13 protein-coding genes and 1 tRNA gene are annotated in these 17,437 nt (G+C 73.5%); 7 read left to right on the top strand and 7 right to left on the bottom strand.

Annotated features, from left to right (window positions below; translation table 11 throughout):
* Positions 1-108: 108 nt before the first annotated feature.
* The gene (locus ACZ45Q_RS25445) at positions 109-2,673 is read right to left on the bottom strand and encodes an ABC transporter permease (RefSeq protein WP_468265364.1); all 2,565 of its coding nucleotides are present in this window, start codon (positions 2,671-2,673) and stop codon (positions 109-111) included.
* On the bottom strand, positions 2,670-3,458 hold the full coding sequence (locus ACZ45Q_RS25440; RefSeq protein ID WP_468265362.1) for an ABC transporter ATP-binding protein: 789 nt from the start codon (positions 3,456-3,458) through the stop codon (positions 2,670-2,672). The genes ACZ45Q_RS25445 and ACZ45Q_RS25440 overlap by 4 nt, the downstream gene beginning before the upstream one ends.
* A 401-nt stretch (positions 3,459-3,859) precedes the next feature.
* Between ACZ45Q_RS25440 and ACZ45Q_RS25435 the strand changes: the two genes are divergently transcribed.
* Positions 3,860-5,452, top strand: coding sequence for an MFS transporter (locus tag ACZ45Q_RS25435; protein WP_468265361.1), 1,593 nt, complete (start codon positions 3,860-3,862; stop codon positions 5,450-5,452).
* A gap of 12 nt (positions 5,453-5,464) precedes the next feature.
* Here ACZ45Q_RS25435 and ACZ45Q_RS25430 read toward each other — a convergent pair whose 3' ends face one another.
* Positions 5,465-6,169 carry a Type 1 glutamine amidotransferase-like domain-containing protein gene (locus ACZ45Q_RS25430; protein ID WP_468265359.1) on the bottom strand — a complete coding sequence of 235 codons (705 nt, stop codon included), beginning with the start codon at positions 6,167-6,169 and terminating at the stop codon, positions 5,465-5,467.
* A gap of 259 nt (positions 6,170-6,428) precedes the next feature.
* On the opposite strand from ACZ45Q_RS25430, the gene ACZ45Q_RS25425 reads away from it, so the two are divergent.
* Together ACZ45Q_RS25425 and ACZ45Q_RS25420 are read left to right on the top strand one after the other, a co-directional pair.
* Complete coding sequence (locus ACZ45Q_RS25425) at positions 6,429-6,902, top strand: DUF485 domain-containing protein (RefSeq protein WP_468265357.1); 474 nt, start codon at positions 6,429-6,431, stop codon at positions 6,900-6,902.
* Positions 6,899-8,509 carry a sodium/solute symporter gene (locus tag ACZ45Q_RS25420; RefSeq protein ID WP_468265355.1) on the top strand — a complete coding sequence of 537 codons (1,611 nt, stop codon included), beginning with the start codon at positions 6,899-6,901 and terminating at the stop codon, positions 8,507-8,509. Before ACZ45Q_RS25425 ends, ACZ45Q_RS25420 begins: the two co-directional genes overlap by 4 nt.
* Before the next feature lie 48 nt (positions 8,510-8,557).
* On the opposite strand, the gene ACZ45Q_RS25415 is transcribed toward ACZ45Q_RS25420, so the two are convergent.
* The 3 genes from ACZ45Q_RS25415 to ACZ45Q_RS25405 all read right to left on the bottom strand — a co-directional run bounded on the left by ACZ45Q_RS25415 (position 8,558) and on the right by ACZ45Q_RS25405 (position 13,572).
* Positions 8,558-9,448 carry a cellulose-binding protein gene (locus ACZ45Q_RS25415; protein WP_468265353.1) on the bottom strand — a complete coding sequence of 297 codons (891 nt, stop codon included), beginning with the start codon at positions 9,446-9,448 and terminating at the stop codon, positions 8,558-8,560.
* A gap of 256 nt (positions 9,449-9,704) precedes the next feature.
* Positions 9,705-12,545, bottom strand: coding sequence for an SUKH-4 family immunity protein (locus ACZ45Q_RS25410; protein WP_468265351.1), 2,841 nt, complete (start codon positions 12,543-12,545; stop codon positions 9,705-9,707).
* Positions 12,546-12,552: 7 nt separating this feature from the next.
* Positions 12,553-13,572, bottom strand: coding sequence for an SMI1/KNR4 family protein (locus tag ACZ45Q_RS25405; RefSeq protein ID WP_468265349.1), 1,020 nt, complete (start codon positions 13,570-13,572; stop codon positions 12,553-12,555).
* A gap of 261 nt (positions 13,573-13,833) precedes the next feature.
* Between ACZ45Q_RS25405 and ACZ45Q_RS25400 the strand changes: the two genes are divergently transcribed.
* Together ACZ45Q_RS25400 and ACZ45Q_RS25395 are read left to right on the top strand one after the other, a co-directional pair.
* On the top strand, positions 13,834-14,409 hold the full coding sequence (locus ACZ45Q_RS25400) for a YwqJ-related putative deaminase (RefSeq protein ID WP_468265347.1): 576 nt from the start codon (positions 13,834-13,836) through the stop codon (positions 14,407-14,409).
* Between the two features lie 65 nt (positions 14,410-14,474).
* Positions 14,475-14,969: an SUKH-3 domain-containing protein gene (locus ACZ45Q_RS25395; RefSeq protein ID WP_468265345.1), complete on the top strand. Its 495-nt coding sequence runs from the start codon at positions 14,475-14,477 to the stop codon at positions 14,967-14,969.
* A gap of 51 nt (positions 14,970-15,020) precedes the next feature.
* Here ACZ45Q_RS25395 and ACZ45Q_RS25390 read toward each other — a convergent pair whose 3' ends face one another.
* Positions 15,021-16,331, bottom strand: a complete 1,311-nt coding sequence (locus tag ACZ45Q_RS25390; protein ID WP_468265343.1) for a sensor histidine kinase — start codon at positions 16,329-16,331, stop codon at positions 15,021-15,023.
* A gap of 133 nt (positions 16,332-16,464) precedes the next feature.
* Between ACZ45Q_RS25390 and ACZ45Q_RS25385 the strand changes: the two genes are divergently transcribed.
* Positions 16,465-17,325, top strand: coding sequence for a hypothetical protein (locus ACZ45Q_RS25385; protein WP_468265341.1), 861 nt, complete (start codon positions 16,465-16,467; stop codon positions 17,323-17,325).
* Positions 17,326-17,339: 14 nt separating this feature from the next.
* A tRNA-Gln gene (locus ACZ45Q_RS25380) sits at positions 17,340-17,415 on the top strand.
* The last annotated feature ends 22 nt before the right edge of the window (positions 17,416-17,437 follow it).

The raw sequence follows: 17,437 nt of genomic DNA, 5'->3' as shown, positions 1-17,437 counted from the left end.
ACCGAACCGCCGTCGCCGGACGCCGAGGAGCCCGGCACCGGAAGCCGGGTGGCTTCGGTGCCGGGCTCTCCTCCGCGACCCCCGTTCGCGGTGGCCCCTGCCGGGCGGCTACTCCGTCGCGATGGCGTTCAGGACGTTCATGCGGCCCGCCCGGAACGCCGGGACGAGGGCGGCGAACAGCCCCACGAAGGCCGAGCCGATGAAGACGCCGATGATCGTCGGCCACGGGATGTCGAGGACGTTCAGGCCCTCCAGCGCCAGGAGCCGCTGGGCGGTGGCGCCCCAGCCCATGCCCAGCCCCAGGCCCAGCAGGGCGCCGAAGAGGGCGATGACGACCGACTCCATGCGGATCATGCGGCGGAGCTGGCGGCGGGAGAGGCCGATGGCGCGCATCAGGCCGATCTCGCGGGTCCGCTCGACCACCGACAGGGCCAGGGTGTTCACCACGCCCAGGACCGCGACGATGATCGCCAGCGCGAGCAGCCCGTAGACCATGTTCAGCAGCTGGCCGACCTGGTCCTTCAGTTCCTGCTTGTAGTCGGTCTGGTCACGGACCTGGTACTGCGGGTAGCCGTCGAGGGACGTCTTCAGCGCCGCGTACGCCGCCTCCTCCTGGCCCTCCTCCGCCTTGGCGAACATCATCGTGTTCGGCGGGACCCGGTCGGCCGGGACGTACTTGCGCATCGTCTCCATGCCGATGTACCGCGCGCCCTGGTCGATGGCGGTGTCGTCGTCCGTGACGGCGGCGACCCTCAGCTTCGCCGTCTCGCCGCCCTCGAAGGCGACGGAGACGGTGTCGCCGACGCGGACGCCGTGCTTCTGGGCGTAGTCCGAGCCGACCGACATGGCGTCCGGACCGTAGGCGTCGGACAGCGTCCCGGCCGTGGTCGGGCGGCGCAGATCCTCGGCGTACGTCGGGTCGGCGGCGATGACGCCGTCGGTGTCCTTCTCCCCGTCGGGGGAGGTGAGCGTGGCGTCGAGCATCTTGTAACCGGTGACGTGCTCCAGGCCGGGGGTGTCCCGCACCGCCTGCTCGGCCTGCGGCACGATCCGCTGGTTGCCCTGGACGATGAAGTCCGCGCCGACCGACTTGTCCAGCTCGCTGGTGGCCGAGGCGACCATCGAGGAGCCGACCACCGACAGACAGGCCACCAGGGCCAGGCCGATCATCAGGGCCGCGCCGGTGGCACCGGTGCGGCGCGGGTTGCGCAGGGCGTTGCGCTCGGCCATGCGGCCCACCGGCCCGAAGGCCCGCAGCAGCACCGCGCTGATGACCCGGACGACCCCGCCGGCCAGCAGCGGGCCGACCACCACGAAGCCGATCAGGGACAGCACCACGCCCAGGCCCAGCATCAGCGCGCCGTCGCCGGCCTTGTCCGCCGTGGCCGCCGTGTACAGCGCGGCGGCGCCCGCGCCGGTGAGCACCAGGCCGGTCAGCCCGCGCAGCAGGCCCGCCCGGCCGTCGGCCGGGGTGCCGGCGTCGCGCAGGGCGGCCATCGGGGAGACCTTGCCGGCGCGGCGGGCCGGCAGGTAGGCGGCCAGCACCGTGACGACGACACCGAGGACCACGCCGACGACCGGTGTCGTCGCCTTCACGGTCAGGTCGTCGGTGGAAAGGTTCATGCCCGCGGCCGACATCAGCTCCATCAGGCCGATCGCGACGCCGACACCGGCGGCGACGCCGAGGACGGAGCCGACGACGCCGAGGAGGAGCGCCTCCAGCAGCACCGAGCGGTTCACCTGGCGGCGCGAGGAGCCGATGGCCCGCATCAGGCCGATCTCCCGGGTGCGCTGGGCGACCAGCATGGAGAAGGTGTTGATGATCAGGAAGATGCCGACCAGGAAGGCGATCCCGGCGAAGCCGAGCATGGCGTACTTGATGACGTTCATGAACTCGCCGATGTCCTGGCGGTTCTCGTCGGAGGTCTCCTTCGCCGTCTGGACCTTGTACGTGCCGTCCAGGGACTGCGCCACGCTCTGCTTCAGCCGGGCGTCCGAGACGCCGTCCGCGGCGGTGACGTGGAGCTGGGTGAACCGGTCGGTGCCGCCGAGCAGCTGGCGCTGTGCGGTGGCGGTGTCGAAGAAGAAGACCGAGGCGCCGGGGTTGGTCACCGTGAAGGAGGCGATGCCGACGATGTTCGCGGTGAAGTCGCCGGTCTGCGCGATGGTGCGCAGTTCGTCGCCGAGCTTCAGGCCGTGCTTGTCGGCGGTGTCGGCGTCGACCATCACCTCGGTGGGCCCGCGCGGGGCGTGCCCGGAGGTGATCTCCATGGAGCGCAGGTCGTTCCTGGTCCAGTTGCCGGCGATGGTGGGGGCGCCGTTGGTGGCGCCCACGTTGTCGTTGTCGCCGTCGACGACGGTCACGTTCATCGAACTGACCGCGCCCTCGGCCGACTTCACACCCTCGGCGGTGCGGGCGCGCTCCAGGGCGTCGGCCGGCAGGGACGCCGGGACGCCGTTCTGCGGGGTGTCCTCGGCCTTGGCGTCCTTCGGGCTGACCGTGACGTCCGCGGAGGAGACGGCGAAGAGCTTGTCGAACGTCGTGTTCATGGTGTCGGTGAACACGAGCGTGCCGCACACGAACGCCACCGACAGCAGCACGGCCACCGCCGAGAGCGCCATGCGTCCCTTGTGCGCGAGGAAGTTGCGCATCGAGGTCTTCAGGACGGTCATGACGTGCGCCCCCGGGCGTCGAAGTCCTTCATGCGGTCCAGGACCTGCTCGGCGGTGGGGTTGTGCATCTCGTCGACGATCCGGCCGTCGGCGAGGTACAGCGCACGGTCCGCGTAGCCGGCGGCCACCGGGTCGTGGGTGACCATCACGATGGTCTGGCCCAGCTCGTCCACGGAGCGGCGCAGGAAGCCGAGGACCTCGGCGCCCGCGCGGGAGTCGAGGTTGCCGGTGGGCTCGTCACCGAAGATGATCTCCGGCCGGGCCGCCAGCGCCCGCGCCACGGCGACGCGCTGCTGCTGGCCGCCGGAGAGCTGGTTCGGCCGGTGCTTCAGCCGGCCGGCGAGGCCGACGGTCTCCACGACCCGGTCCAGCCACGCCTTGTCGGGCTTGCGGCCGGCGATGTCCATGGGCAGCGTGATGTTCTCCAGCGCGTTCAGCGTGGGCAGCAGGTTGAACGCCTGGAAGATGAAGCCGATCCGGTCCCGGCGCAGCTGCGTGAGCTTCTTGTCCTTCAGACCGGTGATCTCGGTCTCGTCCAGGAAGATCTGGCCGGACGTCACGGTGTCCAGGCCCGCCAGGCAGTGCATCAGCGTGGACTTGCCGGACCCCGAGGGGCCCATGATCGCGGTGAACTGTCCGCGGGCGACGTCCACGTCCACGTGGTCGAGGGCGACGACCCGGGTCTCCCCCGCCCCGTACGCCTTCACGACCTGCCGCGCCCTCGCGGCAACGGCCGTACGCCCGCCGGTGCTCCCGTGTCGGGGAATGGTCACGGCCGATGTCATGGCAAGTCTCCTATGTCGGTCATCAGATGGGCCGCCGGTACCGGCGACGGACGCGTCGGCGGTACGGAGGGAAGTGCGTCGGTGCTACGGACGTAGCGGGTGGTGCCGAGAAGTCTGGTCGAACCGCGTCCCGGGCGCGCTGGGGCCCAGCGCACACTTCCGCGGGGGAAAACCCCACCCCCGCGGCTGCGGTACGCCGCCCCCCCAGCGGCGTAAAGCCAGATTAAGGACGGCACCGGTCCCGGCTCGTCCTCCGGCGGTACGAACCCTCCCCGAGCCGTAGTACGGAGGTACCCCTAGGGGCAGTCCACCCTCCGGTGGAGGCCGCCTCGGGGACGACTCCCTCCCACGACGCGTCCAGCATCGGCCCTCCCGCAACGTCAGGGTCAAGTGGGAAGCTGATGCGCGGCAGATGGATGCAGGGGGAAACGACAGGGAGGGACACCGGGGTGGGCAGCTCCAGATCCGCCGTCCGCGAGACCGCACGGCACGCAGGCACCGAGCGGCGCGGCGCCGTCGTCGCGGCGCTGATGCTCACGATGGCGCTGGCGGCGCTGGACGCGACGATCGTCTCCACCGCCGTACCGCAGATCGTCGGCGATCTCGGCGGGTTCTCCGTCTTCTCCTGGCTGTTCTCCGGCTATCTGCTGGCCGTCACCGTGACCCTGCCCGTCTATGGCAAGCTCTCCGACACCTTCGGCCGCAAACCGGTCCTGGTCGCGGGCGCCGCGGTGTTCCTGGTGGGCTCCCTGCTGTGCGCGCTGGCCTGGAACATGGCCGCGCTCATCGCCTTCCGCATCGTGCAGGGCCTGGGCGGCGGCGCGCTCCAGGGAACGGTGCAGACGCTCGCCGCCGACCTGTACCCGCTCAAGGACCGCCCGAAGATCCAGGCCAGGCTGTCGACGGTGTGGGCGGTGTCGGCGGTGGCGGGCCCGGGCGTCGGCGGTGTGCTCGCCGCCTACGCCGACTGGCGCTGGATCTTCCTGATCAACCTGCCGATCGGCGCGGTCGCCCTGTGGCTGATCGTGCGTCATCTGCACGAGCCCGCGCGGGAGCCGGTGTCCGGCGGGCGCCCTCGGGTCGACTGGGCGGGCGCGCTGGCGGTGTTCGCGTGCGGCGGGGTGCTGCTCACCGCGCTGGTGCAGGGCGGGGTGGCCTGGCCGTGGCTGTCGGCGCCCTCGCTCGCGCTGTTCGGCGCCGGGCTGGCGCTGGCGGCCGTCGTGGTGGTGATCGAACGGCGGGCGGCGGAGCCCATCATCCCGGGCTGGGTCTGGCGCCGCCGCACCATCGCCGCGGTCAACCTGGCGCTGGGCGCGCTGGGCCTGCTCATGGTGGCGCCCACCGTGTTCCTGCCGACGTACGCGCAGGCCGTGCTGGGCCTGGCCCCCGTGGCCGCCGGGTTCGTGCTGTCGGTGTGGACGCTGAGCTGGCCGGTGTCGGCGGCGCTGAGCCAGCACGTGTACCGCAGGATCGGCTTCCGCAACACGGCCGTGCTGGGCATCGGCACGGCGGCCCTGCTCCTGTGCGCCTTCCCGTTCCTGCCCTACCCCGGCGAGGCCTGGCAGCCGACGCTGCTGATGCTGCTGCTCGGCGCCGCGCTGGGCCTGTTCCAGCTGCCGCTCATCGTCGGTGTGCAGTCCACGGTCGACTGGTCGGAGCGGGGTACGGCGACGGCGTCGGTGCTGTTCTGCCGGCAGACCGGCCAGACCCTCGGCGCGGCCCTCTTCGGCGCGATCGCCAACGGGGTGCTGGCCACGCGGCTCGGCGGCGCGAGCGACCTCGACTCGGTGACCCGGGCGCTGGACGCGGGCGGCGCGGTGGACGAGTCCGTGCGCCGCGCGATCGCGGACGCCGTGCACGCGGTGTACCTGGGCGCGGCCGGCGCGGCGGCCCTGGCGTTCGTGGTGCTGCTGGTGCTGGCACCGCGCAGGTTCCCGGTCATCCAGGACGGCGGCACGCCGCAGGGCACGGAGCAGCCGGCGCTGAAGGACTGAGACGCCCGCCCGCTATCGCCCGAGGGGCCGGCCGGGCAGCGGCTCCTCGGTGACGCCGCCGGCCCCGTCCGCCGCGACGCGGTACACCCGCGTGCCCGGCGTCCGGGTCACCGTCCGCGTCAGCCGGCCGTCCGTGAACAGGGCGCCCGTGCCGTCGTCCAGCGCCCAGCCGGCGGGCAGGGCGCCGCCGGCCACGGCCGCCCGGTAGCGGGGGCGGCGGCCGGGCTCGCTGTCGTAGTGCGGGCACACCGAGCCCGGCAGCAGGCCCAGCCCGTCCGCGAGAGGGCGCAGCGGCCCGAAGGAGTCGCTGTGCGAGGCCTGGGCCCAGCAGTTGGCGCCCGCGCTGATCCCGCACAGCAGCGTGCCGGCCCCGTACGCCTCGCGCAGCAGCCGGTCGACGCCGTGGACGCGCCAGACGGCCAGCAGGTTGGCGGTGTTCCCGCCGCCGACGTACACGACGTCCTGGGCGAGCAGGAACGCCCGGAGCGCGTCGTCGTCCAGCTCCCGCCGGAACAGCGGCAGGACGGACGGCACGCAGTCGCGGTCGCGGAACGCGGCCAGGAACTTCTCGGCGTACGCGGGGGCGTCACCGCTCGCCGTCGGGAGGAAGCAGACCCTGGGCCGGGGCGTACGCGCCTGGCCGAGCACCCAGTCGTCCAGCAGTCCGTCGGAGTCGGTGGAGAAGCCTCCGCCGAGCAGGGCCAGGCGTCGCGGCACGGGCGCATCCTTCGGGGGCGGGGCGGCGAAGTGGCCTGAACACTGCCGTGCCGCGGGCCCCTGGGGCAAACGCTTTTCGGCCGGAGCATCCGGGTTAACGCGGGTAACACCCGAGGTCAGGGCAGTAAGCGCATACCGACCGATCAGTTTGGCCAAAACGCCGCGCGGTGTGCGACCGGCGAGTAGCGTGCGTGCCCCCCACCCCCACCACTCCCTGCGGTCCGCCGCTGCGGGCCCGAGCCGCGCAAGGAGCACCGGGATGTCCCACGACCCGTACTCGCCGCCCCCGTCGGCGTATCCGTCCTACCCGCCGCCCCCGCAGTCGTCCCCGCACGCGTTCCCCCCGCCCTCGCAGTCGTCCCAGCGCCCGTTCCCCCCGCACCCGCAGCCGTCCCCGCACCGGCGCGCGCCGCGCCGGCCACCGCTCGGCCACCACAGCGACCTGCGCATCCTGCGCAGCGCCTACCGCTGGCAGCGCCGCACCGCCACCCTGACCGCGCTCGGCTACTTCACGCTGTTCCTGGTCCTGTCGGCCTTCGCGCCCGGCTTCATGACCGGCACCGTCACCGACGGCATCCCCATGGGCCTGCTGCTCGCCCTGGCCCAACTGCCCGTCACCTGGCTCGCGATCGCCCTGTACGAGCACACCGCGCGCCGGCACGTCGACCCGCTCGCGGACCGCATCCGCAAGGAGGCCGCCCTCGACGCCCGGCGCGAGGGAGCGGCCCGATGAGCGAGTTCAGCGGCAACGCCCAGACGATGGCCCTGGTCGGCTTCACCGCCGTGGTCACCATCACCCTGCTGCTGTGCGTGATGACCGGCCCGGACCGCGACGACCTCGACGAGTTCTACACCGGCTACGGCTCCCTGTCCCCGATGCGCAACGGACTGGCCATCGCCGGCGACTACATCTCCGCCGCGACCGTCCTCGGCACCTGCGGCGTCATCGCGCTCTTCGGCTACGACGGCGTGGTCCTCGCCCTCAGCACCGCCCTGTCGCTGATGCTGCTGATGTTCCTGCTGGCCGAACCCCTGCGCAACGCGGGCCGGTTCACCATGGGCGACGCGCTGGCCCGCCGGATGAGCGGACGCGCGGTGCGCGTCGCCACCTGCGTGGTGACCATCGCGGCGCTGCTGCCGATGATGCTCGTGCAGCTGGCGGGCACCGGCCAGCTGCTCGCGTTCGTGCTCGGCTTCTCCGGCGAGTCCCTGGAGACCGGCTGCATCATCGGCCTCGGCATCCTGATGATCGGCTACGCGGCCATCGGCGGCATGAAGGGAACCGCCCTCATCCAGATCCTGAAGATGGTGATGCTGCTCGGCTCCGGCGCGGTGGTCGCCGTCCTGATCCTGCACCGCTTCGACTGGAACCCGGGCGCCCTGTTCGAGGCGGCGGCGGCCCGAAGCGGCGTCGGATCGTCCTTCCTGGAGTCGGGACTCCAGTTCGCGGGCGGCCCCCACCCCGGCCTCGACATGATCACCTCGCAGCTGACGGTGGTCCTCGGCGGCGCCTGCCTCCCGCACGTCACCATGCGCATGTACACCGCGTCCTCCGCCCGCCAGGTGCGCCGCTCGATGTCCTGGGCGGTCTCCAGCGTCGCGCTGTTCGTGCTGGTCATCACCGTCGTCGGCGTCGGCGCGACGGCGCTGATCGGCCGGGCGGCCATCGCCGGGATCGACCCGCAGGGCAACACCGCCTATCTGCTGGGCTCGCAGGCCGCGTTCGGGGCTCAGGTGACCACCGCCGAGACGCTGCTGTTCACGACGGTCACCACCGCCGTCTTCCTCACCCTGCTGGCCTCCGTCGCCGGCATGATCCTGGCCTGCGCCAACTCCCTCGCCCACGACGTGTTCGCCACGCGCGTGCAGGAGATGTCGCCGCGCCGCGAGATGACCCTGGCCCGTCTCTCCGCCCTCGCCGTCGGCGTCCCCGCGATCCTCCTGGCGACCCTGGTCCAGCACCGCAGCCTCCAGCCGCTGGTGACGCTGTCCTTCTGTCTGGGCGCCTCCGCCCTCGCCCCCGCCCTGGTCTACGGCCTGTTCTGGCGCCGGTACACCCGCGCCGGACTGCTGGCCACCCTCGCCGGCGGCTCGCTGTCGGTGATCCTGCTGATGCCGGGCACCAACCTCGTCTCCGGCTCACCCGTCTCGGCCTTCCCCGGCGCCGACTTCAACTGGTTCCCGTTCACCACCACCGGCCTGGTCTCCATCCCCCTGGGCTTCGCCTGCGGCTGGCTGGGCACGGTGCTGTCCGGCCGGAGCAAGGCCGAGGAACAGCGGCGCCAGTACGAGGCCGTGGAGGGCTGGATCCTCGCGGGCGCGGTACGCCGGGGCGGCTGACGGGCGTGCGGGCCGGCGCGGGCGTGCGGGCCGGCGCGGGCGCGGGGTTCACTCCACCGCTCGTCCCGTCAGCGCGCTGAGCCTGCTGCGTACGGAGTCCATCTGCGCCTGCACGTCGTCCCAGCGCTCCCCGTGCTCGCGCAGCACCCGCTCGGTCTCCCGGGTGATGTGCTCCCGCCGGGCCCGCGCATCGGCGAGGATCTCCGCCGCGCGGGCGCGGGCCTCCTCCGGCATGCGCCGCGCCGACTCCTCGGCTTCGGCCAGGGACCGCTCCGCCTCCGCCAGCGTCTCCTCGGCGCGTGCCAGCAGCTCCGCGTGGTACGCGTCGAGCGCCGCCGCCCGCCGCTCCTCCTCCCGTTCGGCCTCGGCCCACCGTTCGGCGTGCTCCCTGGCCTGGTCGGTGAGCATCCCGGCGGTGCGCCGGCGCATCTCGCGCAGCGCCCCCAGGGCCTCACCGCGGCTCGCCTTCACCTCGCGCCGGGCGGCGACGCGGACCTCGTCGGCCTCCGCGCGCGCCGCCAGCAGCCGCCGCCGGGCGCACTCGTCCGCCTCGGCGCGCACGGTGTCGGCGTGCTCCTGCGCGGCGCCCCGCACGCGGGCCTCGTACGCCCGCGCGTCCTCGGCGCACTCGTCGGCCGCCCGCCGCGCCTCCTCGCGTACGGCGTCGGCCTCCTCCTGTGCGAGGCGGAACAGGCGCCGCGCGCTCTCCCCGAGCGCCTCGTAGTCCTGCGGGGCGAGGTGGGCGACCACCTCCCGCAGTTCCACCAGCCCCTCTTCCATCTCCCGGGCCAGCACGGTGAGCCGGGCGGCCCGCTCCCACGCGGCGTCCCGTTCCTCGCAGAGGGCCGCGGCCCCCGCCTCCACCTGCTCGGGACGGTAGCCGCGCTCGCGCCCGCGTACGGTCACGAAGCCGTGGGGAGACGCCGATGCGCTGCTCATGCTCAACACCCCTGTGTGAACCTGCCGCACTGAATGGACTTAACCGACTTTATGGATCGGTCGTAAACGCCCATAATCCGACACACCGCACAAAAGGCCTACGGGCGTACGGGCCCGGCCCGACGACGGGCGGGCACGGCACAGGGGCAGGCGGGCACGGCACATGGAGCGGAGGCCGTACGACAGCGGGCGGGGCCCGGTCGTCCCGAAGGCCGACCGGGCCCCGCCCGTCGTGTCCGTCAGCGGCGGCCCCGCGTCAGAGCAGTCCGTCCCACATCTGCTCCAGCAGCACCGACCACCAGCTCTCCGGCGAACCCAGCGCCGCCGGGTCCAGCGCGGCCAGCTGCGCCTGGAAGTCGACGGTCCAGCGGCCCGCCTGCTCCTGGTTCAGCCCGTACCGCAGCCGCCACATCCGGCCGAGCAGCGCCAGACAGCGCGCGAACTCCGGCAGCCCGGTGTTCACGAACTGCGGCGGCACCGGCGCACCGCCCGGCCCCGCCTCCACCGGCACGGCGACGATGTGCGCCGTGCCGTACTGCACGCACAGCGCCTTGCCGAAGTCGCTGCCCACGACCAGGTATGAGCCCGCGTCCGACGCCGGCTGCACCCCGCGCTCGGCCGCCAGCTCCGCCAGCGTCGGCACCGGCCGCCCCGGCTGGGCCTGCGCCCAGAAGAACGGGCCCATGTCCATCGGCAGGCCCGCCGCCATCAGCGTGTGCGCCACGACCGGCGGCACGCCCTGCCGGGATACCGCCGCCTGCTCGAACCGGAACACGCCCGGCCCGAACGCCGCGGCCAGCTCCTGACCGATCGCCTCCGGCGGGACCGGCGGCACCGGCTGCACCGGCGGCAGCGGCGCGCGCACCGGCGCCGGACGCGCCGGACCGTCGGCCACCTGGTGCAACTCGCCCTGGTGGGCCAGGAGTTGCTGCATACCCTGCTGCCGGCTGGCGTGATCGGTGCCGTACGGCGCGATCGACGTGATCCGCGCCTGCGGCCACTGCTCCCGGATCATCCGCGCGCAGTACGCGCCCGGCAGCTCGCAGGACTCCAGCTCCGTGTGCAGCTCCAGCACCTGGTCCGGCGGCACGTTCATGGCGCGCAGCTCGTGGAAGATCTGCCACTCCGGGTGCGGGGTGCCCGGCGCGGAACGCCGGATCAGCTGCTGCTCGGAGCCGTCCTGCGCCCGGTAGCGCAGCACGGCCTGGTAACCGGGCCCGACGGTCGGCTGACCGGTGGGCTGCTGCGGATAGCCGTACGCCGGGGGCTGACCGGGCGGCGGTACGGCACCGGGGGCACCCGGAACGCCGGGCGCGCCTGGGGCACCGGGGGCACCAGGAGCACCGGGCGGCATGCCCGGCGGCGGTACGGCGCCCGGAGGCGGCGGGGGCGCGCCGGGACCGCCCGGCGGAGGCGCGGCCAGCATCGTCTCGGCGTGATGGACGGCACCGCGCCCACCACCGGGGGCACCCGGGGCACCGGGGGCCGCCGGAGGCTGCGGGCCCCCGGGCGCACCGGGGGCAACCGGAGGCGGCGGGGTGCCAGGAGCGCCGGGAGGACCCGGAGGCGGCGGGGTGCCAGGAGCGCCCGGGGCGCCCGGAGGTGCCGGAGGCGGCGGGGTGGCGCCCGACCGGCCCGGGTCGGCCAGCATCGTCGCGGCGTGGTGCACCCCGCCCGGAGGCGTCCCGCCGGGCACGCCCGGAGGCTGGGGAGCGCCGGGAGGCGGCGTGCCCGGACCGGACGACGGCGGCTGCGGAGCGCCCGGGGGCGGCGTGCCCGGACCGTTCGCCCCGTCGAGCGCCGGGGCGAACTGGGTCGGCACGTATCCGCCCGCCGAGGCACCCGGCGCGCCCGGCCCGGACGCGGGCGGAGGCGGCGGGGCGGCCCCCGGCCGCGCACCGGGCGCACCCGGGGCACCCGGCGGAGGCGGCGTGGAGACGTCCCCGCCCCGGCGCGGCGGCGGAGTCGCCTTTCTGGTCGCGGCGTCGGCGATGTCACCGGCGTTCGGCGCGAGCGGTCGCGCCGGCGTGTCCGGACCGGACGGCGGGGGCGGCGTACCCGGCCCGGACGACGGCGGCTGCGGGGTTCCCGGCGCCGCGGAGGCCCCCGGCGCCGCGGGGACGCCCGGTCCCGGACCCGGCGTGTCCGGGTCGTCGATCGCCGGTGCGACCGCCGTCCGCGGAAGCCCGCTGCCGCCCGACATCAGCGCCGTCTTGGCGTCCGGCGTCGTCGAGGGCGGCGGGGTGTCGTCGTCGGCACCGCTGAGCGGCGGCGCGAACACCGTCTCGGGCAGCGGTACCGAACGGTCCTCCCCGGCGTCCGCGTTGGTGTCGGTCCCGGCCCACGGGGTCGCCCCGGACGGCGCGGCGGGCGCACCCGGCACCCCCGGAGCCCCCGGCGTCCCCGCCGCTCCCGGCCCGGAGGGCGACGCCGCCGCGCCACCGGTCCCGGCATCGCCCGCGCCGCTCCCACCGGCGGCCGGCCACGCCGTACCACCGCCCGAGGAGGCACCCCCGGAAACCCCAGGGGCACCGGGCCCACCAGCGCCACCGGAGCCACCGGAGCCACCGGAGCCGCCGGAGCCGCCCGAACCACCGGCACCGCCCGCCACGCCGACCGCATCCCCTGCGCCCGACGCACCGAGCGGAACCCCGGCCTGCGTCTCCGGAAGCGCCGAACCACCGGAACCGCCCGGCTCGCCCCCCGCACGCCGCCGGTCCGGAATACCCAGCTTGTCCGCCGCCTCCTGCAACCACTCCGGCGGAGACAGCAGGAACGACGTCTGATTCAGATCCACCCGCTCCGCAGGCGCCGGCACCGGCTCGGCCGCCGCGCCGGGACGGCCGTACTCCTCCTCGTAACGGCGGATCACCTCGCCCACCGGCAGCGGCGGCCACAGCGTCGCCTCGCCGCTGTCCCGCGCGATCACCAGCCGCTGCGCACCACCGTCCGAACGCGGCCCGTCCGCCCGGTCCTCCGCCCAGACGACGAAGCCCAGCTCGAACTCCCGCACCCGCACCTCACGGTGCTGGTACGACGGCACATCGCCGTTGATCCACTCCTCGGCGCGCTCCTGCGCCTGCGCGAACGTCACCACGGCCAGCTCACTCCCCTACCGACGACACGGGCACCGCACGCGCGAAACCGCCGTCCACCATCAGGTTCGCCACGGTCTCCAGCTCCGGCGGCGACCCCGCCAGCCGCGACAGAAACGCGTCGAAGTCCTCACCGCACGGCAGCAGCAACCGCTCCACCCGCTCGGCCGGGGACCACGACGGGTCCACGTCCCGCGCGTCGTCGTACGCGCAGAACCACACCGAGCCGACCCGCTCGCCCTTCACCTTCACGGCCAGCAGACCGCCCTGGACGAACGCGACACCCAGGTAGTCCTTCGTCAGATGGTCCCGCAGACACTTGTTGACGTAGACCAGGTCATTGACCGCCGCCTCCTCACGCACCGTGAAGAACGGCTGGTCCAGCAGCAGCCCCAGCTCCGCGTCGAGCGCCGTCCCCACCGGCGCGCAACCACCCGCCGCCTTCAGGAACGACCGGTAGGCACCCGGCAGCCGGTACCCCAGGTCCTCCTCGACCCCCAGCACCTGCTGCTCGGACACCGCCACACCCGACTTCGGCAGCCCGAAGTGCGCCGGACGCGTCTCCTGCAACGGGCGCGTCCCGCGCTTCGCCTGGTCCACCACCGCCGTCGCGATCCCGCCGTGATGCCGCAGCAGCGCCTTCACCTCGACCGGCACCAGCTCCAGCCGCCGCGTCCCCGCCACGTGATGCCACGTCCAGCCGTGCGGCGTCGCCACCGCCGGGACCGTGTCCCACAGCTCGTGCCCCGACGCCGCCAGCACCGCGTTCGCCGACACGTAGTCCGTCAGCCGCAACTCGTCGACGCCGAAACCCTCCGGAGGGTCCGCGATCTCCGCCGCCGCCCGCGCGTACGGCGAGAAGTCGGGGAAACCGCCCTCGTCCACCCGTACCCCTCTCGGGTGACGGGCCGCCCTGACCGGGTCCGGGAAATGCACGACCTGCCCGGCATAGGCCGCGTTCGGCGGCGCGGCTTGTCCCCCGGCCTGGCGGCCGGGAGGTGCCCCCAGCCCGAGCCGACCTGTCGTCATGGCGGTAGCCCCCTGCGGCGTAAGTCTGTCTGCCCTGTCTGGCCTGTCTGGATCACCGCTTGGAATCGCGGTGCCCGACAGCCTATGCGGTACGGCGACACCGGTCACCGGCACCGGTCACACCCCCCACGCGCCCACCGTGACCAGCCGTCACCCCGCCGTGACGGACCGCCCACTCCCGGGCGTGTCGCCACGCCCCAGCTTCCGCACCAGCCACGGGATTTGGCAGTCTGTGACCTTCGGGGGGATGCTCAGGAGGGGATGATGATCATGAGTGCGACACAGACGGGGCCGCATCCGGCCGGCCCGGAGGGCCCGGGAACCGCCCCCCGCACCACCCCGGGCGCCGACCCGCGCACCGGCGACCCCCGCATCGGCTGGAGCGCCACCGACACCGCCCAGGCGCCCACCCTCCACCACCGCCGCGACGGCATACTCCCCACCGTCGCCGCCGCACTCTCCGTCCGCGGCGCCACCCTCACCGGCACCGCCGCCCGCGGCGACACACCCCCCGCACTGCACCCGCTCGTACAGGACTTCCTCGACACCCTCACCAGCGCCCAACGCGACCGTTTCACCGGCCGCTGCGCCGAGACCATCCTCATCTCCCGGCACATCACCGCCGCCGACAGCGCCCGCAGCAAACGCGCCGCACGCAAACCCATGACCAACGGCGAAGCACGCAAAGCGCTCAAACACGCCAAACTCACCGCCCGCCGCATCCGCGAGGACGGCGACCCCCTCCACGGCAGCTTCGCGGCCCCCTGCCGCGCCTGCACCGCCCTCAGCGCCCACTTCGGCGTCCGCATCGTCGACCCGACGGCCACCGACGACTGACCCCGACCGCTCCCGTCACGAGAACACACACCCCGTCACGAGAACCGGACGACGAACGAAGGCCCATGCACGCCGACCGCACCTCCACGACCCGCTTCCCCGTCCCCGTCGACGCCGCCCTGCGCGCCGCCGGCTGGCAGCCCGGACGCTGGGACATCAAGCAGGCCGAGATCTGGGCCGACACCCTGCGCGAACACACCTCACCCGCAGGACACCGCCACACCGTCTTCCCCGCCGCCGTCGAGGCCTGGGCCGAATTCGGCGGCCTGCACATCGCCCCCACCGGACCCGGCCGCCAGATCGCCCCCGCCGCCGTCCACCTCGACCCGCTCCACGGCCTCCACCTCGCCCGCACCCTCGGCGACCTCGGCCGCGCCCTCGACACCGAGGTCTGCCCCCTCGGCGCCGAGACCGACACCCACGCACTCCTCGCCATCGACGCCCAGGGCCGCGTCTACGCCCTCGACCACACCGGCGACTGGTACCTCGGCGCCGACATCGACCAGGCCCTCGCCTCCCTCGTCTCCGGCACGACCCCCGCCCGCCTCACCGCCGGCTGACCACCCCCGCGACCCCGAGCCCGCGCAGGACCGGCACAGACCCCGCACCGGCTACGCCGCCGGAATCACCGCCGACACCCGGAAACCCCCCGCCTCCGTCGGCCCCGACACGAACACCCCGCCCAGCGCCGAGACCCGCTCCTTCATCCCCACCAGACCATTGCCACCGGACGGCAACCGCGCCGAACCCGCCGACGCCGGCTCCGGCGGCGGCTCGTTCTCCACCTGCATCGCGATCTCCGACACCCGGTGCGCCAGCCGCACATACGTCTTCGCACCCGCCGCGTGCTTGTGGACGTTCGTCAACGCCTCCTGCACCACCCGGAACGCCGTCTGCTCCACCTCCGCCGGATACGACCGCACCTCCCCCTCGACCGACAGATCGACCACCATCCCGGCCGCCGCCGACTGCCCGATCAACTCGTCCAACTCCGCCAGACAGGGCCCCTCGCCCTCCTCCGGCTCCGCCCGCGACGCCGCGGCCGCGGCAGCCACCCCCACCGCCGCCAACGGCACGTCCGCCCGCTCCCGGCGCTCCTGGCCACTGCTGCGCAGCACCCCGAGCATCTCCCGCAGCTCGGTCAGCGCCTGCCGCCCCATGTCCCCCACCAGCGCGGCGTTCCTCACCGCCTTCTCCGGGTCCTTGCGCGCGACCGCCTGAAGAGCCGCCGCGTGCACGACCATCAACGACACCCGGTGGGCGACGACGTCATGCATCTCTCGAGCGATCCTCGTCCGCTCCTCGTTCCGCGCCCACTCCGCCCGCTCCTCGGCGCGCTCCGCGAGCAGCTGAAGCTCCCGCTCCAGGCTGTCCGCCCGCTCCCGCAGGCTCTCCATCAGCCGCCGCCGGGCACCCACGTACAGACCCAGCAGCAGCGGGGGCGCGGTCAGCCCCAGCGCCGTCGTGATCGACGCGAACGGGACGATCCAGTCCCCGACGTCCAGGTCCTCCCGCGCCACGTCCTGCCGCAGCCGCACGAACATCACGATCAGCGTGCCCACCAGCTGCATTCCGGCCAGCGAGCCGATGATCCGGCGCGGCACCTCCGACGCGGCCAGCGTGTACAGACCGACGACGCCCAGGAGAATGCCCATCGCGGCCGGAGTGATCGCGATCGCCACCAGCACGACGGCGATCGGCCACCGGCGCCGCACCAGCACCACGGAACCGGCCAGCACCCCGAAGACGACCCCCACCGCCACCGGGACCCCCGCGTCCCGCGCGAACGGCACCCCCTCCACCGCGCACTCGGCCGCGGACACCACCGCGAGCCCCGCGTCCAGCACCGCACTGCGCCGCCTGCTCCACCACCAGGGCCCACCCCGGGCCGCCGGTACCTGGTCTTCCCCCGTCGTGGTCATGCCTCCAGCCTACGGGCGCGCAGGGGCGCATTTCCGGGGAGTTCGAGAAGCGATGTGACGCGATACCCCTCGAACGGGTGAACGCACGCCCGTTCACCCCCGGAGGGTCAGATTCCGGCCGGACGGTATGCCCATGGCACATCCACACGGCAAATACGCCGACTTCGAGGGACTGCGAGAGCAGGCCGTGGCGCTGCGGCGCGCGGGCTACAGCCTTCGACAAATCCGCGACGAACTGAAGATCTTCAACAACGACATCCTCAACCAGCTGGTAAAGGGGGAACCCCCGCCAGAATGGACAAAACGGCCACGAGCGAAGGACGGCCTGAAAGCCAAGGCACGGGAGCTACGTCTCCAGGGCTGGACGTACGACCAGATCGAGGCGGAACTGGGCTGCTCCAGGAGCTCCGTCTCGCTGTGGGTGCGGGACCTGCCGAAGCCGCAGCCGCGCTACACGCCGGAGGAACAGCGGGCGCTCATGAACGCCGGGCTGATGCGCCTACGCAACGCCCAGGACGAGGAGCGCCAGCGCATCAGGGCCGACGCCCGGCAGGAGAGCGATGACCTCAGCGACAGGGACCTCTTCCTGATCGGTGTCGCGCTCTACTGGGCCGAGGGCTCCAAGAGCAAGCCGTACGACCGACGCGAGCGTGTCGTCTTCGTGAACAGCGACCCCGGCGTGATCCAGGTCTACCTGGCCTGGCTCGACCTCCTCGGCGTGAGCCGGGACCGCCTCACCTTCCGCGTTCTCATCCACGAGACCGCAGATGTCACGGCGGCTCATCAGCACTGGGCGGACCTTGCCGGTGTCGATGTCTCGGCGTTTGCGAAGCCGACTCTCAAGAAGCACAACCCGAAGACCGTCCGCAAGAACACCGGCGACACCTACCACGGTTGTCTGGTTGTCGGCGTGTCCCAAGGCGCCGAACTGTACAACCGCATCGAGGGCTGGTGGAGCGGCATCGTTACTCACGCGGAAGCACGTCTCCGGTAAGGTCTGAGGCGCTGTCCCCCGTGGTGTAACTGGCAGCACACTGGTTTTTGGTACCAGCAGGACAAGGTTCGAATCCTTGCGGGGGAGCCACGGCGCACAAGACCTATGTTCG

This window comes from Streptomyces sp. NPDC031049, assembly GCF_055571015.1.
This window is presented reverse-complemented; position numbering and strand designations above follow the sequence as displayed.

Excerpts from the sequence above, each read along its gene's own strand:
- ACZ45Q_RS25445 (WP_468265364.1), bottom strand. The coding sequence starts at position 2,673 with ATGACCGTCCTGAAGACCTCGATGCGCAACTTCCTCGCGCACAAGGGA.
- ACZ45Q_RS25440 (WP_468265362.1), bottom strand. The coding sequence starts at position 3,458 with ATGACATCGGCCGTGACCATTCCCCGACACGGGAGCACCGGCGGGCGT.
- ACZ45Q_RS25385 (WP_468265341.1), top strand. The coding sequence starts at position 16,465 with ATGGCACATCCACACGGCAAATACGCCGACTTCGAGGGACTGCGAGAG.
- ACZ45Q_RS25395 (WP_468265345.1), top strand. The coding sequence starts at position 14,475 with ATGCACGCCGACCGCACCTCCACGACCCGCTTCCCCGTCCCCGTCGAC.
- ACZ45Q_RS25420 (WP_468265355.1), top strand. The coding sequence starts at position 6,899 with ATGAGCGAGTTCAGCGGCAACGCCCAGACGATGGCCCTGGTCGGCTTC.
- ACZ45Q_RS25390 (WP_468265343.1), bottom strand. The coding sequence starts at position 16,331 with ATGACCACGACGGGGGAAGACCAGGTACCGGCGGCCCGGGGTGGGCCC.
- ACZ45Q_RS25435 (WP_468265361.1), top strand. The coding sequence starts at position 3,860 with ATGCGCGGCAGATGGATGCAGGGGGAAACGACAGGGAGGGACACCGGG.
- ACZ45Q_RS25405 (WP_468265349.1), bottom strand. The coding sequence starts at position 13,572 with ATGACGACAGGTCGGCTCGGGCTGGGGGCACCTCCCGGCCGCCAGGCC.
- ACZ45Q_RS25415 (WP_468265353.1), bottom strand. The coding sequence starts at position 9,448 with ATGAGCAGCGCATCGGCGTCTCCCCACGGCTTCGTGACCGTACGCGGG.
- ACZ45Q_RS25400 (WP_468265347.1), top strand. The coding sequence starts at position 13,834 with ATGATGATCATGAGTGCGACACAGACGGGGCCGCATCCGGCCGGCCCG.
- ACZ45Q_RS25425 (WP_468265357.1), top strand. The coding sequence starts at position 6,429 with ATGTCCCACGACCCGTACTCGCCGCCCCCGTCGGCGTATCCGTCCTAC.